This is a genomic window from Maritimibacter dapengensis (assembly GCF_019218265.1).
Lineage (GTDB): Bacteria > Pseudomonadota > Alphaproteobacteria > Rhodobacterales > Rhodobacteraceae > Maritimibacter > Maritimibacter dapengensis.
Window position 1 is genome coordinate 713,830 of record NZ_JAHUZE010000001.1, and the last position, 19,592, is coordinate 733,421.

Annotated in this window: 17 protein-coding genes; 4 read left to right on the top strand and 13 right to left on the bottom strand. The window is 65.1% G+C overall.

Annotated features, from left to right (window positions below; genetic code table 11):
- Nucleotide 1: 1 nt before the first annotated feature.
- The 5 genes from KJP28_RS03585 to KJP28_RS03605 are packed head-to-tail and all read right to left on the bottom strand — an operon-like array spanning nt 2 to nt 5,580.
- A complete protein-coding gene (locus KJP28_RS03585; protein WP_218390850.1) occupies nt 2-1,081 on the bottom strand; it encodes a c-type cytochrome in 1,080 nt (359 codons plus the stop codon).
- Complete coding sequence (locus KJP28_RS03590) at nt 1,078-1,647, bottom strand: cytochrome c oxidase assembly protein (protein WP_218390851.1); 570 nt, start codon at nt 1,645-1,647, stop codon at nt 1,078-1,080. Before KJP28_RS03590 ends, KJP28_RS03585 begins: the two co-directional genes overlap by 4 nt.
- Nucleotides 1,644-2,036, bottom strand: coding sequence for a hypothetical protein (locus KJP28_RS03595; protein ID WP_218390852.1), 393 nt, complete (start codon nt 2,034-2,036; stop codon nt 1,644-1,646). The genes KJP28_RS03590 and KJP28_RS03595 overlap by 4 nt, the downstream gene beginning before the upstream one ends.
- On the bottom strand, nt 2,033-4,621 hold the full coding sequence (gene ctaD / locus KJP28_RS03600; protein WP_218390853.1) for a cytochrome c oxidase subunit I: 2,589 nt from the start codon (nt 4,619-4,621) through the stop codon (nt 2,033-2,035). The genes KJP28_RS03595 and ctaD overlap by 4 nt, the downstream gene beginning before the upstream one ends.
- Nucleotides 4,618-5,580, bottom strand: a complete 963-nt coding sequence (locus KJP28_RS03605) for a cytochrome c oxidase subunit II (RefSeq protein ID WP_336245290.1) — start codon at nt 5,578-5,580, stop codon at nt 4,618-4,620. Before KJP28_RS03605 ends, ctaD begins: the two co-directional genes overlap by 4 nt.
- 429 nt (nt 5,581-6,009) lie before the next feature.
- On the opposite strand from KJP28_RS03605, the gene KJP28_RS03610 reads away from it, so the two are divergent.
- From KJP28_RS03610 to KJP28_RS03625, 4 genes are read left to right on the top strand one after another with little or no spacing between them, the layout of a single operon-like run.
- Nucleotides 6,010-8,268 (top strand): acyl-CoA dehydrogenase, encoded by a 2,259-nt coding sequence (locus KJP28_RS03610; RefSeq protein WP_218390854.1) that lies wholly within the window; start codon nt 6,010-6,012, stop codon nt 8,266-8,268.
- Complete coding sequence (locus KJP28_RS03615) at nt 8,265-9,560, top strand: acetyl-CoA C-acetyltransferase (protein WP_218390855.1); 1,296 nt, start codon at nt 8,265-8,267, stop codon at nt 9,558-9,560. Before KJP28_RS03610 ends, KJP28_RS03615 begins: the two co-directional genes overlap by 4 nt.
- A complete protein-coding gene (locus KJP28_RS03620; RefSeq protein ID WP_218390856.1) occupies nt 9,560-11,635 on the top strand; it encodes a 3-hydroxyacyl-CoA dehydrogenase NAD-binding domain-containing protein in 2,076 nt (691 codons plus the stop codon). The genes KJP28_RS03615 and KJP28_RS03620 overlap by 1 nt, the downstream gene beginning before the upstream one ends.
- Nucleotides 11,628-13,469, top strand: a complete 1,842-nt coding sequence (locus KJP28_RS03625) for an acetyl-CoA hydrolase/transferase C-terminal domain-containing protein (protein WP_255552166.1) — start codon at nt 11,628-11,630, stop codon at nt 13,467-13,469. Before KJP28_RS03620 ends, KJP28_RS03625 begins: the two co-directional genes overlap by 8 nt.
- 26 nt (nt 13,470-13,495) lie before the next feature.
- Here the strand turns inward: KJP28_RS03625 and KJP28_RS03630 are convergent, their stop codons facing one another.
- From KJP28_RS03630 to KJP28_RS03665, 8 genes are read right to left on the bottom strand one after another with little or no spacing between them, the layout of a single operon-like run.
- Complete coding sequence (locus tag KJP28_RS03630) at nt 13,496-14,362, bottom strand: TonB family protein (RefSeq protein WP_218390858.1); 867 nt, start codon at nt 14,360-14,362, stop codon at nt 13,496-13,498.
- Nucleotides 14,363-14,365: 3 nt separating this feature from the next.
- Nucleotides 14,366-14,746: a biopolymer transporter ExbD gene (locus KJP28_RS03635; protein WP_255552167.1), complete on the bottom strand. Its 381-nt coding sequence runs from the start codon at nt 14,744-14,746 to the stop codon at nt 14,366-14,368.
- Complete coding sequence (locus KJP28_RS03640; RefSeq protein WP_218390860.1) at nt 14,747-15,130, bottom strand: ExbD/TolR family protein; 384 nt, start codon at nt 15,128-15,130, stop codon at nt 14,747-14,749.
- A gap of 4 nt (nt 15,131-15,134) precedes the next feature.
- Nucleotides 15,135-15,797 (bottom strand): MotA/TolQ/ExbB proton channel family protein, encoded by a 663-nt coding sequence (locus KJP28_RS03645; RefSeq protein WP_218390861.1) that lies wholly within the window; start codon nt 15,795-15,797, stop codon nt 15,135-15,137.
- A gap of 12 nt (nt 15,798-15,809) precedes the next feature.
- Nucleotides 15,810-16,586, bottom strand: a complete 777-nt coding sequence (locus KJP28_RS03650; protein WP_218390862.1) for a heme ABC transporter ATP-binding protein — start codon at nt 16,584-16,586, stop codon at nt 15,810-15,812.
- A gap of 1 nt (nt 16,587) precedes the next feature.
- Entirely contained in the window at nt 16,588-17,658 is a 1,071-nt protein-coding gene (locus KJP28_RS03655) for a FecCD family ABC transporter permease (RefSeq protein ID WP_218390863.1), read from the bottom strand.
- Nucleotides 17,658-18,488 (bottom strand): heme/hemin ABC transporter substrate-binding protein, encoded by an 831-nt coding sequence (locus KJP28_RS03660; RefSeq protein ID WP_218390864.1) that lies wholly within the window; start codon nt 18,486-18,488, stop codon nt 17,658-17,660. Before KJP28_RS03660 ends, KJP28_RS03655 begins: the two co-directional genes overlap by 1 nt.
- Nucleotides 18,485-19,534 (bottom strand): hemin-degrading factor, encoded by a 1,050-nt coding sequence (locus tag KJP28_RS03665; protein WP_218390865.1) that lies wholly within the window; start codon nt 19,532-19,534, stop codon nt 18,485-18,487. The genes KJP28_RS03660 and KJP28_RS03665 overlap by 4 nt, the downstream gene beginning before the upstream one ends.
- Nucleotides 19,535-19,592: the final 58 nt, after the last annotated feature.

The window sequence follows — 19,592 nt, forward strand, 5'->3', positions numbered from 1 at the left end:
CTCAGTTGGACGTATCGTTCAGCTTGGCGGGGGCGAGGGACGCGTAATAGGCAGCAAGTCGGGTGATCTGTTCGTCGGTCAGGTCGCGGGCGGCCTGATGCATGAGGCGTGAGGCTGTGCCGCCGCCCCGGTTTCCATCGCGCCAGAGTTTGAGCTGAGCCTCCAGATAGGGCGCGTGTTGTCCGGCGAGCGAGGGGAACGCTGTGTTCAACGGTTCGGGCCAGGGGCCGTGGCAGGCGCGGCAGGCGGGCACGTCGACGGTGCCACGCGCGGTTGCCAGCGTCTGACCTTCCTGCGCCAGCGCATCACGCGACCCGGGCTGACCTTGGGGCGAGACCGCGGACAAGGCGGCGGCCAGAACGTCGATGTCCGCATCGGTCAGGTCGCTCACGGCTTCCGCCATGATGCCGCTGTCACGCGACCCGATCGCATAGGCGTGCAGGCTGGTGGCGATATAGGTTTCGGAGAGGATGTCGAGGCGCGGGATATGCGCGTTGTCCGTTGCCCCGTCCGTGCCGTGACACATAAGACAGGCATTGTCGTCCGGCTTGCGTGTCAGTCGGGCGTAGTCGGTGCCGTTCATCTCCGGCACTGCACGCAGGAACGCAACCACAGGCCAGACGTCGTCGTCGCGCTCGGCGGGCCATGCAGGCATGCCGGACATCTTGATGCCATTGTGGACGATCCAATGCAGCTCGTCCGCCTCCCAATGCGTCACCGCTTCGGCAATCGGGGGCGGGGCGGGGACCATTGCGCGCACGGTGGCCGAGCGTTCTTCGCCGGGTGCGGCATGGCAAAAGCGGCAGGCGCTGTCGAAATGGCGCGCGCCGAGGGCGATCATGTCGGCGCTGTCCAGATCGGCGGGCGGTTCTGCGTGCGCGCGGAGCGCCACTGCGTTGCGAAATGTGCTGTGCAGAACCCAGCTTACCCCCGGCCAGTGCCCGGCTTTGGCGGATACATTGTAAAGGCCGAAGCCCACGACCGCGCCTGCGGTCAGGGCACCCACGACCGCGACACCCGCGACGAGCCGGGCAACGGTGCGCCCGTCCAGTGGGCCTCGGAGAAAACCACGCCACGTCATGTCGGGCGCTCCTTCAGAACCTTGGCCGTCAGGGTGAGACCTGCGACGAGATAGATTGGCGTGCCGATGGCGAGCATCAGAAGCCCGCCCAATTGCTGCCCGCCCAGATCGGGCGCACGGCCGCAGATCTCGGCGTAGAGGTCATCGGTCGCGAGGACGAGCAGCGCGCCGAGCAAGGTCATGTGCATGGAGGTCAGGAGCATGCCGCCCGCGCCCGCAAGCGGGTTCTCCGGGGCGAGCGCGCTGGCCCAGATCACGCAACCGGCGGCGAGAAACAGCGCCTGCTCCAGAACGAAGGCCGCGCCGCCCGCCTGCGTTGCCGCGTGGACGCCCGGCAAGTGGAAGCCCCAGACCACGGCGAACTCGATCGCGGCGGCGAGCGCGATGGGCAACGTGAGGCGGGTCAGAATGGGCAAGGCGGCCACGAGAAGGGGCGCGGAGATGGCCACGAGGATCATGTGGCGCAGCATGTGGGCGGGGAAATCGCCCTGATGCGCCTCCCAGTCCGGGATCCAGGCGATGGCGAGGGTGAGTGCCGCGAGCGTTGCGAAGATCGGGCGTGTCATAGGCAACTCCCGATATAGAAGGCAGGGGCGGCGACGAAGAGCACCCCGATGGCGGAAATGATCGAGAGCAGCCAGCCGGCATGTCCGAGGAACTCGCGGCGGTGTTCGGTCGTGGGCGCGTCATGGACGTCGTCGTAATCGTCGAGGAAATCCCACTGCTTCCACGCCCGCCAGCCGATGACCACGATCAGGGCAAGCGCCGCGGCGGTGGCGAGTGCGATGCCCAGACGCGCCTCGTCCGGGCCGCCGAAGCGGGCGCAGGACAGCGCCGTCCAGGCGTACACGCCCGCGAAATGCAGTGACCACACCACGGGCGCCGCGATCATGTGCCAGATGCTGCGGTGGCGGTAGGGAGGCGGGTCGTCGGGCTTGTCCTCGATCCGGGTCATGACATGGCCCTCGGGACAATGCCGACCAGCGCACAGGTGACCAGGCAGGTGATGATGAGGAAGTGCCAGAACAGCGTGGTGTTCCACAGGTCCGCGTCGTAGCGCGGGGTGAGCTTGCCGAAAATCGACCCGGCGAGGCAATAGCCCTGCATGATGACCCCGGCGCCGACATGGGCGCAGACCCAGACGACCATCGCCCACATCATTGCCGGGTAGACATGTTCGGTCGGGGCGAGACCGGGAAGCCGGAGCGCGAAGATCAGAGCTGCGGCGCCGGCGATTGCGAGCAGCGGCGCGAGGCCGAGCAGGACGCGGGCCGCCGTAACTTTCCCCTGGCGGTTGATGCCACGCGCGATCCGGGTGGCCGCCCAGCTTGCCGAGAACAGAACGGCGGCGAGTGCGACGAGGGCCAGGTTCGCATGTGCGGTGCCTTGAGGGGGAAAGTCGGGGCGGGCGGTCCAGTAGAAGAAGATGCCGAAGACGAGGCTCGCAAAGGCAGTCGCGTCGCCCAGCATCGTGATGAAGACGCCCCACCAGCCGGGCGCTTTGGCACCGGAAACGTAGGTGGGCAAGCGCAGGTTCAGGCCGACGTCCTTGACCGGGGTCTTCGGCACCTGCGCCGTCGAGGTCCAGAGCCAGTAGATGATCGACGCGATTGCGAGCACGCCGCAGACGATGGCGGGCGGGTACATGTGGAAGGTCGGGAAGATGAAGGCCCCGCCCGTGAAGGCGGCGGCGAGGATCGTGCACCACGCAGGGCCCGTGACCCGTGCGACATGCTGGGGTTCGGCATCGACGGCTGACGTGACCAGCGTTTCACGTAGTCCCTCTTCGGCGTCGGCGAGGTAGAAACGCCCTTCGTCGAGCCGCTCGATGAACTTCGGCTGGTCCCACAGGGGATAACGCGATGTCACATAGGGCACCGCGCGCACGCCCCAACCGGGATCGGGAATGTCATGCGCCCATTCCAGCGTGCCGCCATTCCACGGATTGCGTTCGGTCAGGGGTTGGCGCGATTTCGGCCGGATCAGGTCCCACGCGAAGACGAGGATGCCGGACGCCAGGATGAACGCGCCGACGGTGGAGATCAGGTTGAGCCAGTTCCACCCCATGTCGCCGGAATAGGTGAAAACCCGGCGCGGCATGCCGATGAGGCCGGTCAGGTGCATCGGCAGGAAACAGATGTTGAAGCCGGTGAAGGTCAGCCAGAAGGAGAGGCGGCACAGCTTTTCCGACATCTTCTTCTTCGTGATGAACGGGTAGAAGTAATAGACCCCGGCGACGATGGGGAAGATCATCCCGCCGAAGAGCGTGTAATGCAGGTGTGCGACGATGAAATAGGTGTCGTGGACCTGCCAGTTGAAGGGCGCGATGGCGAGCATGACGCCGGTCAGTCCACCGGCCGTGAACACGGCGACCGCTCCCGCGATCCAGAGCATCGGCGCGATCATCTTCACCCGGCCCACCATGAGCGTCGCGACGAAGGCGAACAGCTGCACCCCGGTCGGGATCACCACTGCCTCGGACGCGGCGGAGAAGAAGCCGAGCGACAGGGACGGCAGGCCCGTGGTGAACATGTGGTGCACCCAAAGACCGAAGCTCAGAAAGCCGGTGCCGACCGCCGACAGCACGATCCACGAGTAGCCGACGATCGGACGGCGTGCAGCGGTGGGGATGACCATCGCGGCGATGGCGATGGAGGGCAGGAAGACGATGTAGACTTCCGGGTGGCCGAAGATCCAGAAGAGATGCTGCCAGAGCATCGGATCACCGCCGCGCTCCGGATCGAAGAACGGCCAGTCGAAGGAACGCTGCATCTCGAACAGGAAATCGCCCGCGATCAGGGGCGGGAATGCGAAGAGGATCATCGCGCCGACGACGAGGACATACCACGCGTAGAGCGGCATCAGGTTGATGCGCATTCCCGGCGGGCGGCATTTGACGACGCCGACGATCAATTCGACCGCGGCGGCGATGGAGGCGACCTCGATAAACGACAGGCCGAGAAGCCAGATGTCGCTGCCAGGTCCCTCGGCTTCGGTCGCGAGCGGCGGATACATGAACCAGCCTGAGTTGGGGGCGATGCCGAAGAGGACCGAGCTCAGGACGAAGATGCCGCCGACGAGGAAGGACCAGAACCCGTAGGCCGAGAGACGCGGAAACGGCATGTCGCGCGCGCCGAGGAAGGCGGGGAGCAGCAGGATCGAGATCGCCTCGAACATGGGCACGGCGAAGAGGAACATCATCGCCGAGCCATGCATCGTGAAGAACTGGTTGAAGCGTTCGGCGGAGAGGAAATCGTTTTCCGGCACCGCGAGTTGCACCCGCATGAGAAGCGCCAGAACCCCGGCGGCCAGCATGAACGCGAAGGCGGTCAGAGAATACCATGCCCCGACTTCGGAGTTGTTGACCGCTGACCAATACCGTAACCCCGTCGGCTGCTTCCACGCCGCGCGCAACCGGTCCTCGCGCGCCTTCTTGAGGCCGGGATCGACCGGGGTGTCCAGCATCTCTTCGGTGGGCGGATAGGTGCCCTCGGGCTCCGCCACGTGAAAGGCGCTTTGCTGTGTTCTGGTCTCGGTCATGTCAGCCCCAAAAGGTAGGTCGCCAGCGCGCTGAGGTCCGCGTCGTCCAGATGTCCGTAAGCGGGCATGTGCACGCCCGGCTTGATCGCCTCGGGGTCGCGCAGCCAGTCGATCATCGCGGCCTCGGTCATCGGCAGCACCCCGGCGGCGAGCGTTCTTCGGTCCGCCAGATGTGTGAGGTCGGGGCCGACGAGACCGTCGGCGGGCGTGCCGCGCACGGTGTGGCATCCGCCGCAGCCCTCTGCCGCGAACACCTCGCGCCCGCGGATGGACTCGGTCCCTGTCGGAGGTGCCGCCTCTTGCGCCTGTTTGTCCAGCCAGTCGGCGAAGGCCTCCGGCTCCATCACCACCGCGCCGAACGCCATGAGTGCATGGCTTTCGCCGCAGAACTCGGTGCATTGGCCGCGGTAGTCGCCGGGCGTTTCCGGCTCCAGCGACATCCGGGTTTCACGGCCGGGGATCATGTCGGTTTTCCCACCGAGCGCGGGAATCCAGAGCGAGTGGATCACGCCGTTCGCTGCGAGCTTGATCTCCGAGCGCGACCCCGTGGGCAGGCGCAGTTCATTCGCGCTGACGATCGGTGTGTCCCAGCCGTCCGGCAGGTATTCGACCCGCCACCACCAGGACTCGCCGACGACCCGCACTGTCAGCCCGCTCCCCAGATCACGCTGGCGCGGCATTTCCGAGAGCGCGTAGGACAAAAGGACGGCGAGCACGACGGTGGGGAAGACGATGCCGCCGCCGATGATGAAAAGTTCTGCCGTTCGGCGGGAAAACTCGCGTTCCTTGGCGCGGGAGACGTAGAACAGGATGCCGTTCATCAAAATCCAGAGGACCACCGCACCGCCGAGCATCCACCAGAAGAGCGTGGCGAGCACCTCTGCATCCCGGCCTGCCGGGTCGAGCACGGATTGCTGGCCGGCGCAGCCGCCGGTCGCGAGGATTGTTAGGAGGGACACGCGAAAGGGTTTCACATTCACCCCGCGCCGTGGGATCTGTGCAAGGTATGACGGGCGGGAGGCGTCATCACGCAGCGGTTCGCTGTTTTGTGCGATGCTCGCGCCCGTCGAGTCGGTGCGGTCGCGCAGCGCCCGTCGGACCGGTCTCAAGGATCGGCAACGGCGACGTGGTTGTGAAGTCAGGCGAAATCAATCTCAAAAGCGTCTCCCCGGACTGTCTGGGGGAACACCCATTACGCCGTCTTGCATAACGTGCGACGATCAGGATGAACGACCCGCTCCCGATTGCTCAACTCCGCGTGAACAGCGTTGGTTCCCGTCCGATGTGAGCGATCGGTCCGTCACCTACGCGCAGGCGCTCATGGTCCGGCCCGGCGCATCAAGGAACCAAGCATTCCTTCATGCGTTGCCGTTGGAAGGGAGACCCACATGACGACCGACCTATCTTTTCGTGCCAGAACCGTGACACGCCCCATATTCAACTGGGCGAAAAATGCGCTGCCGACGTTGTCGGAAACCGAAAGCGAAGCATTGAACGCAGGCGAAGTCTGGTGGGAGGCGGAGCTGTTTTCCGGCAATCCGGACTGGTCCAAGCTCGCGGCGGTGAAGCCGCCGGAGTTTTCGGCAGAGGAACAGGCGTTCTTCGACGGGCCTGTGAAGGACCTGTGCGCCATGATCGACGATTGGAAGATAAACCACGAGGATGGCGACCTGTCCGCGGAGGTCTGGGACTTCCTGCGCGAACATCGGTTTTTCGGGATGATTATTCCCAAGGATCACGGCGGTCTCGGCTTCTCGGCATTCGCACATTCGGAAATCGTCCGCTTCATCTCGACGCGGTCGGTGGCGGCTGCCGTCACCGTCATGGTGCCAAACTCGCTTGGCCCCGGCGAGCTGTTGCACCAGTTCGGCACCGACGAACAAAAGCACCATTGGCTTCCGCGCCTTGCGGATGGGCGGGAGTTGCCCGCTTTCGGTCTGACCAGCGACGAAGCCGGTTCGGATGCCGGTGCGATGGTGGACGACGGCGTGGTTTGTCACAGCGAGTGGAACGGCGAGAAGGTGCTCGGCATTCGGCTGAACTGGGCGAAACGCTACATCACCCTGTCGCCTGTCTGCACGGTTCTGGGCCTTGCGTTCAAACTGCGCGACCCTGACGGGTTGATCGGAGAAACGGAAGACATCGGTATCACGTGCGCGCTGGTGCCGACCGATCTGCCGGGGGTCGAAACCGGACGTCGGCACATTCCGTCTTCGACGATGTTCATGAACGGGCCGACGACCGGCAAGGACGTGTTCATCCCGCTCGACCACATTATCGGCGGGCAGGAATTTGCAGGCAAAGGGTGGATGATGCTGATGAGCGCGCTTGCGGCAGGGCGTGGCATTTCGCTCCCCTCGATGGGGTGTGCCGCGATCGCGTTGTCTGCCCACACGACCGGTGCATATTCTCGCATACGTGAGCAATTCGGCCTGCCGATCGGGAAATTCGGTGGCGTGCAGGAGCGGCTCGGACGGCTGGCCGCCGATGCATATTCGATGGACGCTGCCCGCCGCCTCACCTGCGCCGGTCTGGATGAAGGCCGCGCGTTGTCGGTGATCTCGGCGATTATGAAGGCGCACGCGACCTTCCGAATGCGTGAGGCGTTGAACGACGCGATGGACGTGCATTCGGGCAAGGCGGTGATCGACGGACCCTCGAACTATCTCCTGCCTCTTTACCGTGCGGTGCCCATCGGAATTACAGTCGAGGGGGCGAATATCGTGACCCGCAGCCTGATTATCTTCGGGCAAGGCGGTATTCGCGCGCATCCGCACATGCTCGACAACATGCTGGCCCTTCAGGAAGAGGATCGCGACACGTCGCTCGCCAAGTTCGACAAATCCTTCTGGGCGCATGTCGGCCACAGCACGCGGACGGTGTTTCGCAGTTGGGGTCGTGCGTTGACTGGCGGGCGTTTTGCCCCGGTGCCGGATGCGGGCGCGGCGACGCCGATTTATCGCACCCTGTCGCGCTGGTCTGCCGCCTATGCCCTGACCGCCGATCTGCTGTTCCTTACGCTTGGCGGGAATTTGAAGCGGATGGAGTTGATCACCGGACGGATGGGCGATGTCCTGTCGGAAATGTATATCCTGTCGGCCGCACTGAAGCGGTGGGAAGACGAAGGCCGGCAGAAATCGGACCTGCCGGTGCTGGAATATGCCGCGGCGGATGCGTTCCACAACATCCAGAGCACTTTGGACGAGGTGGTGACGAACCTACCCGTGAAATGGGCTTCGTGGGCGTTGCGGCTGTTCGCGATGCCGGGGGCGACCCAGCGCAAACCCGGTGACCGGATTGTCGCGGCCTGCAGCGATCTGCTCTACGCCCCGTCCGATGCGCGCGACCGGATCGTCGGACGTCTTGCGAAGGGTTGCAACCGGGATGGCGTCGAAGTGCTGGATGCCTGTTTCGCCAAGGTGACCGAGATGGCCCCGGTGATGAAACGTCTGCGTGATGCGGACAAGACGCCTGAAGAGGCGCTCGAGGCCGGGCTTATCAGCGATGCCGAGATGTCCGGGATCGAAGAGATGTCGCGGCTGGTGGACGAGGTCGTTGCCGTCGACGATTACGCGCCAGATGATTTCGCGGCGCTGTTCCCCACCACCACGGGCAACGGTTCGGTGCGTCAGGAGGCTGCTGAATGAATGCGCGACACGGGCAGCGCGTCTTTCTCGTCGACGGCGCGAGAACGCCATTCCTCAAGGCGAAGTCCGGTCCCGGTCCGTTCACGCCCGTCGATCTGGCGGTGCAATGTGGGCGGCCATTGTTGGCGCGGCAGCCATTCGACAGGGCGGCCATCGACCTCGTGATCCTCGGCTGCGTCAATGTCATCGCGGATGAAATGAACCCGGCGCGTGTCGCCTCGCTTCGCCTTGGCCTGCCAGAAGCGACCGTCGGATTCTCGGTGCAGATCAACTGCGGGTCGGGGATGCAGAGCATCGACACGGCCTATCGCTATATCCGCGAGGGGTCGCATCAGATGATACTTGCTGGCGGCACCGAGGCGTTGAGCCATGCCCCGCTGACCCTGCGCCAATCCGCTGTCGAGTGGTTCGGACGGATGAGCACCGCCAAGGGCCCGGTCGAGCAGGCGCGGGCGATGGCGGGGATCAAGCCTGAGTTCTTCAAGCCAGTGGTGGGGTTGGAGCGCGGTCTGACCGATCCGATCACCACGCTGAGCATGGGGCAGACCGCCGAAGTCCTTGCGCATCACTTCGGTATCGACCGCGCGTCTGCGGACACCTATGCGATGCAGAGCCACCATCGCCTTGCCAGCGCCATGTCGGAGGGGCGGCTCGCGGACGAACTGATGCCGGCTTTCGACCGCGACGGCATGGTTTACGATCATGATGACGGGGTGCGCCCTGACAGCGATATGGAGGGGCTTTCGAAACCGAAGCCGGTTTTCGAGCCGCCTTACGGCAAGGTCACGGCTGGCAATTCCAGCCAGATCACGGATGGCGCGAGCTGGTGTATCCTCGCCTCTGAACGCGCCATCGAGGCGCATGGGCTGAGACCGATCGCGGAGATTACCGACAGCGAATGGGCGGGGCTTGACCCGTCGATCATGGGGCTAGGGCCCGTTCTGTCTGCGACCCCGATCCTGCAACGGCACGGCTATGGCGTCGATGACATCGAGCTTTGGGAATTGAACGAGGCCTTCGCGGCACAGGTTCTGTCCTGTCTCGCCGCGTGGAATGACGATGACTTCTGCCGCGACGTGCTTGGCATGGATGGGGCCTTTGGTCGGATCGACCGGGATCGCTTGAACGTCGATGGCGGGGCGATTTCGCTCGGCCATCCGGTGGGCACCAGCGGCAACCGGATCGTGCTTCACCTCGCCAATGCGATGAAAGCGCGCGGGGCAAAGCGCGGCATCGCGACCGAATGCATCGGCGGCGGGCTTGGCGGCGCGATGCTTCTGGAGGCCGTGTGATGACCGGACATGTGCTTGAATTTCTGGGAGAGACGAAGCTGGAGCTTGGTCCGGTCGGTGAGGCCGATGGCAACTGGCGTTCCGCGCGGGACGAAAACGACGTGCTCTGGCTGGTGCTCGACCGGGTCGGCAGCAGCGTCAACACCATATCTGAAGACGTCATCCGTGACCTCGACGCCATTGTCGCAAAAGCCGAAGCAGAGATGCCGAAAGCGTTGGTCATCCGCTCCGCCAAAACCGCAGGCTTTGCCGCGGGCGCGGATATTTCGTCCTTTTCCGAGATGTCGGACGTGGGGGCCGCTGACCTTTTGCGCCAGGCGCATGACGTGCTCGACCGGATCGAGTCGCTGTCCTGCCCGACGATCTGCGTCGTGCATGGCGCGGCACTCGGGGCCGGGTTCGAGATTGCCCTCAGCTGCGATTACCGGATCGCGACCCCCGGCGCATCTTTCGGATTTCCCGAGGTGCAGCTTGGACTGCATCCGGGGCTGGGTGGCACCTTTCGACTGCCCGCCCTGATCGGCCCGACCGACGCGATGACGATGATGCTGACCGGAAAAACCGCACATACGAAGCGGGCGAAGTCGCAGGGGATTGTCGATGCGGTGGTGGAGGAACGCCATGTTGCGGCTGCCGTCGAGGCTGCCGCGCGTGGCGAGATCGAGCGGCAACGTCCGGGTCTGACCTCCCGTGCGTTCGGGCTGGAGCAGGCACGCAGTCTTGCGGCGCGCCAGATGCGGAGCCAGACCGAGAAGAAAGCACCGAAAGAGCATTATCCCGCGTCATACGCGCTGATCGACCTGTGGGAGAAACACGGCGATGATCGTGACGCGATGCGGGCGGGAGAGATCGAAAGCTTTGCCGACCTGCTGGGCACCGAAACCTCGAAGAACCTGCGCCGGGTTTTCTTCCTTCAGCAATCGTTGAAGGAGGCCGGGCGCGGCGAAGACGGGATCGCGCATGTTCATGTCATCGGCGCCGGTGCGATGGGGGCGGAGATCGCGGCGATGGCGGCGATCAAGGGCAAGTCCTTAACGTTGGGCGATGTCGAGACCGCGCCACTTGGCAAGGCCGTCAGGACTGCGGCGAAGATCTGCGAAGACAAGCATCTGAGCGGGACCGAGATGCGTGACGCGCTGGATCGGTTGATGCCGGACCCGAAGGGCTATGGCCTTGCTCGTGCCGACCTCGTTATCGAAGCGGCGAGCGAAACGCTCGAGGTGAAGCACAAGATTTTCGCGGACCTGAAGGGCAAGCTGAAGGAGGGCGCGATCCTCGCCACGAACACGTCGAGCCTGTCGATCGCCAAATTGGCACAGGCCGCGCCGGACCCGAGCCGGTTTGCGGGGCTTCATTTCTTCAACCCGGTGTCGCGTGTCGATCTCGTCGAGGTGGTCGCAGGCCCTGACACCCGTGACGAGGTGGCGCAAAGCCTCGCTGCCTTCTGCGGGTCGATCGGCAAGTTGCCCGCCTTGGTGCGAGATTATCCCGGCTTCGTCGTGAACCGGACGCTGGTGCCCTACATGCTCGAAGCCATGGTCCTAATGGACGAGGGGTTGTCGAAAGAGGTAATCGACACCGCCGCGCTCCGGTTCGGGATGCCGATGGGGCCGGTGACGCTGGCCGACCAGGTGGGGCTCGATATAGGGCTTCACGTCGCCGAGACCCTACAGGGCAGTCTTGACACACCGATGCCCGCCATTTCCGACGATTTGCGACAGAAGGTCGAGGCCGGGCACCTGGGTAAGAAGTCGGGCAAAGGGTTTTACGACTGGTCCGAGGGGTCGCCTCATCCGAGCGCGGATCTGGAAGGTGCGCCCGACGATCTGACCGACCGGCTGATTCTCCCGATGCTGAACGCCTGTGTCGAAGTGCTGCGGCAGGGGATCGCGAGAAACGCGGATCAGGTCGACGCGGCGATGATCTTCGCCACCGGATGGGCGCCGTTCAGGGGCGGCCCGCTGCATTATGCCAAGGCGCGGGGCATCGACGAGGTCACGGCGCGGCTTCGTGCGCTGAGCGACGCGCATGGGCCGAGGTTCGCGCCCGATCCCGGTTGGGGCGACCTTGGCTGACGGGCCACAGGTTTTCTCCGACGCGGATGCGCTGGCGCGGGCGATCTTCGACGACTGCGATGGCGACGTTCGCCTTGCCCTGCCTCTGGGCCTTGGCAAACCTATCACGCTGGTGAACGCGCTTGTGCAGACAGCAGCCGCAGATCCGACACTGAAACTCAGCATTTTCACCGCACTCACGCTCCAGAAACCGAAGCCTTCGTCCGACATGGAGGCGCGATTTCTGGAACCTGCGATGGATCGGCTTTTCGGCACCGCGCCGCCGCTGCTTTATGCGGAGATGATTAGCGGCGATGGGTTGCCGGACAACATAAATGTCTCGGAGTTTTTCTTTCAGGCGGGAAGCTGGCTTGGCAACGATTATGCGCAGCGGCATTACATCTCGGCCAATTATACACACGCCCGCGACGTGCTGATCGCGCAGGAACCCAACGTGCTCGTGCAGCTTATGCCGCGTCAGGGTGAGCACTTCAGCATGTCGTGCAACACCGATATTTCTGCCGATCTGTTCGCGCGCCGGGCCACAGGCGAGCTGGAATTCATCGCTGTCGCCGAGGTTTGCGATGTGCTGCCGTTCATGTCCGGCCCGGCCGAGGTCGAGCAAGGTGCTTTGGCGATGGTGCTGGAGCCTCCGCAGCAGATCGACCTTTTCTCGGTGCCGCGCCAGCCCGTGTCGCGCGCCCAGCATGCGATCGGGTTGCATGTCTCGCGCCTGATCCGTGACGGTGGCACGCTTCAAATCGGGATCGGTGGGATCGGCGATGCGGTTGCGCAGGCGCTCCTGTCACGCGACCGAGGGGACCTTGCCGATCTCTGGCGTGATGCGCCCCTGCCGCTTTCTGGCGAGGACGTCGCCCCGTTCGACGAGGGGCTCTACGCCGTGTCTGAGATGCTGGTGGGCGGGCTATTGTCCCTGTTCGACGCCGGCATCCTGCGACGCGAGGTGGACGGTGCGGCGATCCACGCGGGCTTCTTCGTCGATGCGCGGGACATGTACGCGCGGCTTCGGGAGATGTCGCCTGAGCGCCGTGCGAAGATCCAGATGATGCCGGTGAGCTTCACCAACGCGCTCTATAGCGACGAGGCTGCGAAGCGCACTGCGCGTCGGCATGCACGCTTCGTAAACGCCGCGATGCAGGTCAGTCTTTTGGGTGATGCCATGTCGGACGCAGCGGAACCGGGCGCGGTGGTGAGTGGTGTGGGCGGTCAGTTCAATTTCTTCGAACAGGCGTTCGCGCTTGAGGACGCCCATGCGATCCTGACATTGCCCGCGACGCGGACGAGTGGCGGTTCCGTGACGTCGAACATCGTTTGGCAAGTGCCCGTGACGACCGTGCCGCGCCACATGCGAGACGTGGTCGTGACCGAATATGGTGCGGCTTTCCTGCGCGGCGAGACCGACGAAGAGGTCATCAAACGTCTGATCTGCATCGCGGACAGCCGGTTTCAGCGCGAACTGTTGGATGAGGCTCGTTCGGCGGGGAAGATCGACCCGGCCTGGCAGGTGCCTGCTGCCCATGCCGCGAACACGCCTGAGACGTTGTCCCGTTGGCTCGCGCCCCATCGCGCAGTGTTGCCCGCTTTTCCGTTCGGCACGGATTTCACCGAGACCGAGCGCGATTTGCTCCCTGCACTTTCACGTCTGAAGAATGCAGGCTCTGATCGAGCGGCCCTCGCGCGGCTTGTCTGGGCCTCTTTCCGTTCGCCCGTTCACCCGCGTGAGGGCGAGGCGATGGCGCGGATGGGGTATCGAAGGGAGGCGCGGCTGCGAGAACCCCTCGACGCGCGCGCCCTGCGAGGCGCACTTCGCAAGTCGGCACAAGGCGGTGAGTGAGGCGATGTGCGGCGCGCACCGGACGATCAGCGGCTGGCAATCGGCACGGAGAAGGTGAAGGGTCCGGCCCCCAGGCCTTGAGGCGCGCGCGGGAACCCGCTCGCAGACCGAACGGCCTGAAGCGCGAGCTGGTCGACTTGCGGGTTACCTGAGCTGCGGGCGAGACCGACGCCGACCAACGCGCCGTTACCGGCGACACGGATCGTCACATAGGCCGTGCCTTTGCCGGCGCCGCGGGGTGCGCGGCGGGCGATCCGGGCCTGGATCTGTCCGCCCCAGCGGCTCATCAGGGTCGCACGTTGCGAAGGGCTGATGCTTGCCTGTTCGCGTTTCTGCGTCTGGCCCTGTGTTGCACCGCCGCCGATGCCTTTCGCCTGCTGTTGCGCGCGAGGTGCGGACGCTTGGGAGGCCTGTTGCTGATGCGGCGGTTTGACGGGCGCAGGGGGCTGGACAGTCTGCCGCTGCGGCTCTGGCGTGGGTGCGGGGCGCTCGGGTGGTCGAGGCGAGGCTTCTGGTGCGAAACGAGGCGGCGGCGGAGCGGGTGGGGTGGTGTCCAGCTCGGGTGCACGAAATGCTTCGGGCGCCGTGCGATCCGGCACAGGGAGCGACGAGATGTTGGGTGCAGGCGGCTCATCGGTCACGGGGGCAGGGGGCGCCTGCGGCATCTCGGGCGGCGCGAGGGCGGCGGTTTCCATTTCGACCTCTGTCTCGGGCGGTGTTTCCCAGCTCGCGACCATCCGCTCCACAGCGGCCGACGACGCCTTGACGCTGACGGTCTGTTCGCCGCCGGACCCTGCGCCGTCTTCTCCGAGCCGGGCGGGCACCGGCATGAGAAAAAGCGCGATGACCGAAACGAAAGCCGATGCACCGATGATTTCCAGGCCGTCGCGCATGGGTCAGTTCTCCACCACAAGGTCGACGCCAGCGCCGGTGACGTTCGACACTCTCGCCAGCACCTTTGCGAGTTCGGCCCCCTGCATGGCGCGATCGACGCGGAGCGTCAGCACGGTTTCACGGGCGCGGGCGGCGAGGCTGGACCAGACCTGCTCGCCCGATTGGTCGAGGTAGTAGGGCGTGCCGTCCGGCCCGATGACCAGCACGTCCGGGCTGGCATCGAAGGATCGCCCTTCGGCATTCGGTGCTTCGATCTCGACCGGCAGGGGTGGCGTGATCCGGGCGGTGATCAGGAAAAATACCAGCAGGAGGAAGACGACGTTGATCATGGGGATCACGTTTTCAACGGGTCGTTTCGGCTGTGCCTGTCTCCCGACACGCATCTATTCGACCACCACGAGGCCGGTGAAACCCGCCGCGCCCAAGGTTTCCATGACCGCGACCAGTCGTTGCACGTCGGCTTGTTCCCGGGCCCGCAGAACGATCGTGTCGGAGCCGGAGCGCGTCAGGGTCTGGAGTTGATCGGCCAGGGTCTCTTCGCCGATGTCGCTTCCATTCAGGAGCACGCGATCAGGCAGGACATCGACGAGCCGGGGCGGACCTTCGTAATCCGATGCGCCTGCTTGCCCGCCGATCACCGTGATCGCGGCCTCGGACCCGAACCGGGAGGCCAGCATGAAGAACACGAGAAGCAGAAACACAACGTCGATCATCGGGGTCAGGCTGGGACGGCGCGGGCGCCGGGGGCGGGCGAGCGAAAGCGACATGGGGTCACTCGGCGGCGAGGCGTTGATCTTCGGCGGGCAGGTCGGCCTGAACGAGAAGCCGCGTCACCATGTCCTCGATCCGGCCTTGTGCGCGGTCGGCCACGCTTTCGAACCAGGTCAGGGCGGCGGATGCTGGAATCGCCACCGCCATGCCCAATGCGGTGGTCAGCAATGCCTCCCAGATCCCGCCTGCAAGCGCGGATGGGTCGGCGCGGCTTCCGGCGGCTTCGAGCGCCTGGAACGCCGAAACCATGCCGAGCACGGTGCCCAGCAGACCGATCAACGGTGCTATGGTGGCGATGAGTTCAAGACCACGCAGACCGCCGCGGGCGCGGGCGAGCTGAATGGCGGCGACACGGGCGATCTCTTCTCGCATCGCGTCGCCGGAGAGATGGTTTCTTGCCAGAACATCGAACGTGGCCGCGACGGGGATGCCGTAGATCCCGCGCGCGCGGCCAAGACCGTCTCGCGCCGCGTCCTGCCGACCGGCGAGCCAATCATCGACCGCGCGCCCTGCACGGCGCGGTTGCCAGGCGCGAAGCGCCGCGAGACGCAATATTTTCCACAGGATGACACCCGCCGTGAGCGCAGCGAGTACGGCGAGGACCCAAATCGCGACGCCGCCCTTCTCCATGAAATCGGCCAATGCCGTCAGTTTCTCGTCCATGTTGATCTCTGTCTATGCTGATGCCGCGTGGGGCAGGATGTAGGTGGCGTTTGCGGGGGCCGTGTTGACTTTCAAGTCGCAGGCATAGGCCGCCGACAGGTTTTCGTCGGTGAACACGTGTCCGATGTCGCCCTGTGTCACGACGCGACCCTCGGCCATGAGCGCGACGGATTGCGCGAACATCGCGGTCAGGTTCAGGTCGTGCATCACCGCGACGACGCCGCCGCCGGACAGGGCGAAGTCACGGGCCAGTGTCATGACTTCGAGTTGGTGCGCGATGTCGAGGCTGGCGACGGGTTCGTCCAGGATCAGCCAGTTGGCACCGTCCTTACCGGTCGGGTCCCAGACTTGTGCGAGAACACGGGCGAGTTGCGTGCGCTGTTGCTCGCCGCCGGAAAGATCGTGGTAGGGGCGGTGACCGAAGCCCGACAGGCCGACGCGGGCCAATGCGCGCTCGCCAAGATCGGGGCCGCCGCCGGAGATGCCGTTCGACTGCCCGAGGCGCACGATCTCGGCCACGGTGAACGGGAAGGCGACCCCTGTGAACTGGGACAGGACCCCGCGCCGGGCCGCGAGTTCCCACGGTTTCGCACGCGCCACGTCGAGACCTTCGATACGCGCGTCGCCGGTGTAGCCCACGTCCCCCGTGATGGCGCGCAGGAGCGTTGTCTTGCCCGATCCGTTCGGACCGACGATCGCCGTTACCTCGCCCGCTTTCGCAGTGAAGTCGACGCCGTGGAGGATCTGCCGATGTCCGAGGTGGACTGTGAGGTTTCGTGCCGTCAGCATGTCACATCTCCAGAAGTCCGCGCCGCCGCAGGAGGATCCACAGGAAGAACGGGCCGCCTATGATCGCCATGACGATCCCGATGGGGAGTTCCGCAGGGGCCACGATGACGCGCGCCACCATGTCGGCGAGGATCAGAATGATCGCCCCGAGCAGCGCCGCATTAATCAGGAGGTAGCGGTGGTCTGGGCCGGTCGACAGGCGCAACAGGTGCGGCACGACGATGCCGACGAAACCGATGCCGCCTGATACCGCCACGGCCGCGCCGACCGCGGCAGAGACCAGAAGAATGGCGAAACGTTTGAGGATCTGGACGTCGATTCCCATATGGCGTGCGGCCGGCTCCCCGAGCGCCAGACCGTTCAGGCCGCGTGCGAGGAGTGGCGCGCCGAAGATGCCCACGAGCATCAGCGGGGCGGCGGCCAGCACCTTGCTCCAGGTCGCACCGGCCAGTGAGCCGAGGCCCCAGAAGGTCAGGGTCCGAAGCTGCGCGTCGTCAGCAAGGTAGATCATGATGCCTGACAGGGCGCTCACGAGCGCTGCAAGTGCGATGCCGGCGAGCAGCATGGTCGCGACGGACGTGTGCCCGCCTCTGGTCGAGATGGAATAGAGAGCGATGACCGACAGCCAGCCCCCCACGAAGGCGGCGATGGGCACGAGAGAATAGCCCATCGCCGTTCCCACGGCTGGCGGCAGCAGGCCGCCGAGCACGATGGCCAGGATCGCACCAAGACCGGCCCCCGCGCTCACACCCACGAGGCCGGGATCGGCCAGAGGGTTTCGAAAAAGCCCCTGCATCACGACGCCCGACACAGCGAGTGCGGCACCGACAAGCAGGCCCAGGGACAGACGCGGCAGCCGGATGTCGAAGATCACCACCTGTGCGCGCAGATCGACGGGACGCCCCGCCACCAGATCCCCGATGACGCCGAGCGGCGAAAGTCCGGTCGCGCCCACGAATAGGCTCGCGATCGAGATCGCGACGAGGGCGACCGAAAGCGCGACCATGACCCAACGGGCCGTGGTGCTGCGATCAGAGGCCGTCGCGGCGTCCACATGCGTCATTGCAACCATCAGCCTGCCGTCTCGGACAGTTCGCCGGCGAGGGTGCGGACGGCTTCTCCGACGCGCGGTCCGAAGCCCAGAAGTAGAAGCCCGTCCATACGTACCACCGACTGCGTCTGGGCCGCCGGGGTTCCGGCGATGGCGGGATGCGCAAATAGGTCGTCGTCGGACGCGGCGTGGTCGCCTGAACGGTCCATCATCAGGATGACATCCGGCGCGGCGACGGTGATCGCCTCGTCCGAGACCTGCTTGTAGCCCTCGACGCCCTGGATGGCGTTCATGCCGCCCGCCAATTCTATGATCGCAGACGCGGAGGTGTTTTCGCCCGCGGCGGTGATGCGCCCGCCTGCGGTCGAAAGTATGAACAGAACGCGTAGCGGTTCGACATTCGCCGCGACGGCTTCGGCTTCGTCGAGATCCGCGCTGACGGATGCCGCGAGGTCCTCGCCTTTCTCGGTCACGTCCAGTGCCTTGGCCACGTCGCGGATCTTTTGCAGGACCGCCTCTTCAGTGTAGCCGTCGGCGACTTCGATGAACGGCACGTCTGCGGCGCGCAGAAGTTCGACCGCTTCGAGCGGTCCGGCGCCGGTTTCGCTGATAATGAGATCCGGGTTGACCGACAGCACGCCCTCCGGCGACAGCTGGCGGATATAGCCGACGTCGGGCAGCGCAGTGGCTTCGGTCGGGAAGGTCGAGGTCGAGTCGCGACCGACGAGACGCTCCTGTTCCCCGAGCGCATAGACGATTTCCGTCACCGACCCGCCGATGGAAAGCACGCGATCCGCGAGCGCGGTCGTGGGGAGGGCGACGAGCGTGGACAGCAAGAGAGACCGGATCATGCCAAGACCTCGCCTGCTTCGAGCCGCGCGACGAGCGCAGTGAAGTCGTCGTAGAAATCGACCTCCCTCGTGCGCATTCCGAAAATCTGGAGGATGATTGCACCGTCCTTGTCGAAGGCTTCGACCGACACGGCCTCGCCGCGTTTGGTCGGCTTGCGCACCTCATAGACCTCCGCGATGTGATCGGACCGGAGGTGCAGGTTGAAGCCGGGGTCCATCACGTTGTTCCACGGCCCGACCTCTTTGAGCGTCCTGATCGGGCCTGAGTGGATCTGGATGCAGCCGTGGTTGCCGACGAAGATCATGCCGGGCACCTTGCTGTCCGCGAGCAGGGCCAGAAGCTGATCGACGGCGGTGTTGGCCAAGGGGCGTACGTAGGGCGCGCCGGCGACGCGGTAGGCTCCAAGCCGGTTCATCTTGAGCTTGCGCGTCAGGAGCATGAATTGATGCGTGTCCGTCATCTTGTCCCATTCGGCGCGAAGCAGGTCGGCCTTCTCCTCGCGGATCAGCGGCGGGGTGGGCGGGATGCGAACAGCCACTTCGAGCGTGTCGGTCTGGTCGCTCGTCGCGAGCGTTTCCACGACCATATCCCACTGGTCATGGTTCGATCCGTCACGCAGGTGGATCTTGTGCACCGCATCGCCTGCGGCGTCGAAGACCTGGATCGAGCGTTTCGGAACGCCATCGCTGATCGTTTCGACCGCGCAGGCCGAGACCCAGTGCTGCGGGAAAATGCGCAGGTCGATATTCTCGGTCAGCACCATGCAGGCGTGCTGGCCGGATTGGTAATTGTCGTAGGCGCCCACCTTTTCATGCACCACCGATGGCGTCCGGGTGAGAGCCATTACCTCACCGAGCGCCGGCACGGCGCCCATGATGTCGTCGGGATGCGGGTTGATACGCACTGTGCCGTGGCCGACATGCGCGGCGACCAATTGCGCCTCGGTTATGCCGAGAGACTCGGCAAGGTCGCGTGCTCTCAGGGTTTGATTCTCGGCCTGTTTGTCGCGAATTGCGCGCGCTGACAGGGAAGCATCGTCCGCCATGCGGCCGCTCCTTTTTCTGTTCGATTGTGGGGCTTGCCTGGCTGTGCGTTGCAGGTCT